This is a genomic window from uncultured Cetobacterium sp. (assembly GCF_947039425.1).
In the GTDB taxonomy this organism is placed as follows: domain Bacteria; phylum Fusobacteriota; class Fusobacteriia; order Fusobacteriales; family Fusobacteriaceae; genus Cetobacterium_A.
In genome coordinates, this window is the sequence record NZ_CAMQYW010000276.1 from 1 (window position 1) to 2,677 (window position 2,677).

The 2,677-nt window shown below is 28.9% G+C and carries 3 protein-coding genes; 1 reads left to right on the forward strand and 2 read right to left on the reverse strand.

The window, feature by feature from the left end:
- Positions 1–383 precede the first annotated feature (383 nt).
- Positions 384–800 carry a thioesterase family protein gene (locus tag Q0V09_RS10430; RefSeq protein WP_297489335.1) on the reverse strand — a complete coding sequence of 139 codons (417 nt, stop codon included), beginning with the start codon at positions 798–800 and terminating at the stop codon, positions 384–386.
- Between the two features lie 78 nt (positions 801–878).
- Positions 879–2,264: a carbon starvation protein A gene (locus Q0V09_RS10435; RefSeq protein ID WP_297406323.1), complete on the reverse strand. Its 1,386-nt coding sequence runs from the start codon at positions 2,262–2,264 to the stop codon at positions 879–881.
- 186 nt (positions 2,265–2,450) lie between these two features.
- On the opposite strand from Q0V09_RS10435, the gene Q0V09_RS10440 reads away from it, so the two are divergent.
- Positions 2,451–2,677: LytS/YhcK type 5TM receptor domain-containing protein (locus Q0V09_RS10440; protein ID WP_297489338.1), on the forward strand; the 227-nt coding region annotated here is incomplete at its 3' end.

Below are 2,677 nucleotides of genomic sequence, written 5' to 3' on the forward strand. Positions count from 1 at the left end.
TACACTCTTTCCCTACACGACGCTCTTCCGATCTTCCTCTGTAACTTTTTCTATTTTTGGAGTTTCTTGAGCTTTTGTATCTGTAGCTACTTTATCTACTGGTTTTTCCATTTTTTTTGTTTCCACTAGTTTTTTTTCAGCTTCTTTTTCTCCTCCACAAGCAACAAATAAACTTCCTAATACTAATAAAGTCAATATTTTTATTTTGTTTTTCATAACAATCCTCCTTTTATTTACATCTCTAATATCTTTCTTATAATTTTTCATCTTTTTTCCTTTTTTTAATAAAAAAAAATAAGACACAAGTGCCTTATTTTGTCTTTAAATATTCTCTCATTAAATAAGCAAGTACTATTACTAAGTAAATTGCTAATTTTTGATATTTATTTAATTGTATTTTCATATTTTTCTCCATTTCTTAATTTTTCTAAAAAAATAGATGGAATTTTAGAAACTTTTTTTCTTTCATAGTTATATGCGAGAATAAGTGTGCTTCCCTCTAGTACTTTCTCGTTGATTTCATTATATACACTATAGATAAAATCCATTGATGTTTTTTTCAATACTATATCATCAATATTTATTTTTAAAACTTCACCTAAATAAACTTCTTTTAAATATTTCACATGTGATTCTAACTGTATAGTCCCGATATCATCTCCAATATTTATTTCTGATAAATTTAAATTTTTAAAAAAATCTATCCTTCCTTGTTGAAACAATATTAATGCTCTCTCATTCCCCATATGTCCACCATAATTAATATCTGACACAGTTACCTTATAATTTATAGAAAACATTTTCAACACCTCTTTTTATATATTATACCATATTTTAACAAATAAAAAAAAGGTGTCATTACAACACCTTAAATTCTACTAATTATTTTTTGAAATTTTCTTTAAGAATAATCCCATTGCAAGTACTGCTGCAACAATCCCAATTGTATATCCTATTGTTTCATTTATTCTAAATCCTTCTGGTGCAATTAAAATATATGTTGTAACAACTGCTGTCATAAATGTACCTGGAATACTCGCTATCCAGTGATTTTTCTTCTCATTGGCTAAGAAGACCGCTCCAGCCCATAAAGCTATTGTTGCTAAAGTTTGGTTAGCCCATGCAAAATATCTCCAAATAATTGCGAAATCCATGAAACAAAGAGCTACTCCTATTGCAAATAGTGGTATTGCTATTACAAATCTATTTTTTATTGGACCTTGCTTATAGTTAATTGCATCAGCAACTGCTAATCTTGCACTTCTAAATGCTGTATCTCCTGAAGTTATTGGACAAGCAACTACTCCTAGTAAAGCTAAAGCTCCTCCGACTTTCCCTAATATTGAATTAGAAATTGTATTTACTACTACTCCTGCTGGTCCTGCATTCATTAGTCCTTCTGTTCCACCAAAGAAAGTCATTGCTGCTGCTGCCCAAATAAGTGCAATAATTCCCTCTGCTATCATAGAACCATAAAATATCTTTCTTCCTTCTTTTTCATTTTTCATACATCTAGCCATTAAAGGTGATTGAGTTGCATGGAATCCTGAAATTGCCCCACAAGCTATTGTTATAAATAGGTATGGGAAAATACTTACACCTTTTGGATGCATATTTGTTAAAGTAACTTCTGGAATATTATATCCTTGAAATATTAATCCACCAGCTATTCCAATACCCATAACAATTAAAGATGCTCCAAATATCGGATAAATTTTTCCAATAAGTTTATCAACTGGTAATATAGTTGCAAGCATATAGTATGCTATAATTATCGCTACCCATATTAAAGAGTTTATATTCGTCATATTTGCAAGTATTCCTGCTGGTCCATTTACAAAAACAACTCCAACTAATATTAATAAAACAACAGAGAAAACTCTCATTATTTTTTTAGCATTATCTCCTAAATAGAATCCAACTATTTCTGCTATTGTTGCTCCATCATGTCTTACAGATAACATTCCTGATAAAAAGTCATGTGTTGCTCCTGCAAAAATACATCCAAATACAATCCATAAAAATGCAACTGGTCCCCATAATGCTCCTGCTACTGCTCCAAAAATCGGTCCCAATCCAGCTATATTTAAAAACTGAATTAAAAAGGCTTTTTTCCAATCAAGTTCAACATAATCAACTCCATCAGCTAATCTCTTTGCTGGTGTAGTTTTTTTCTCATCTACTCCAAAAACTCTTTCCACATATTTACCATATGTAAAATATCCTACTATTAGTGCAATTAGTGATACGATAAAACTTATCATTATTATCCTCCTAAGGTATTATATATTTCATAATATCATTATATCCCTATTCTCTTATAAAATGTGTTTTTCAGAATGAAATGCATTTTTTTTAACTTAAAGTGTCATTTTTTAATTCTTAAATGCTATTTTGAACATATTTATCTTTATGATATAATATAAATTATTTCATTTAAGGAGAATTTTATGTTTGAATTAACAAGTAAACTATTTAATACCTTGGGATATATTATTGCACTTGCTTTTTTCTTTACTAAATTTAAAAGTGCTAAAAATATTTTTACTAAAGAAAAACATAGTAAACAAGATATATTTTTACTTTCTACATTTTTTTCAGGTCTAGCTATTTTAGGTACTTTTGTAGGAATAGATTATAAAGGAGCTATTGTCAATACTAGAAGATCGGAAGAGCA

Excerpts from the sequence above, each read along its gene's own strand:
- Q0V09_RS10430 (WP_297489335.1), bottom strand. The coding sequence starts at position 800 with ATGTTTTCTATAAATTATAAGGTAACTGTGTCAGATATTAATTATGGT.
- Q0V09_RS10435 (WP_297406323.1), bottom strand. The coding sequence starts at position 2,264 with ATGATAAGTTTTATCGTATCACTAATTGCACTAATAGTAGGATATTTT.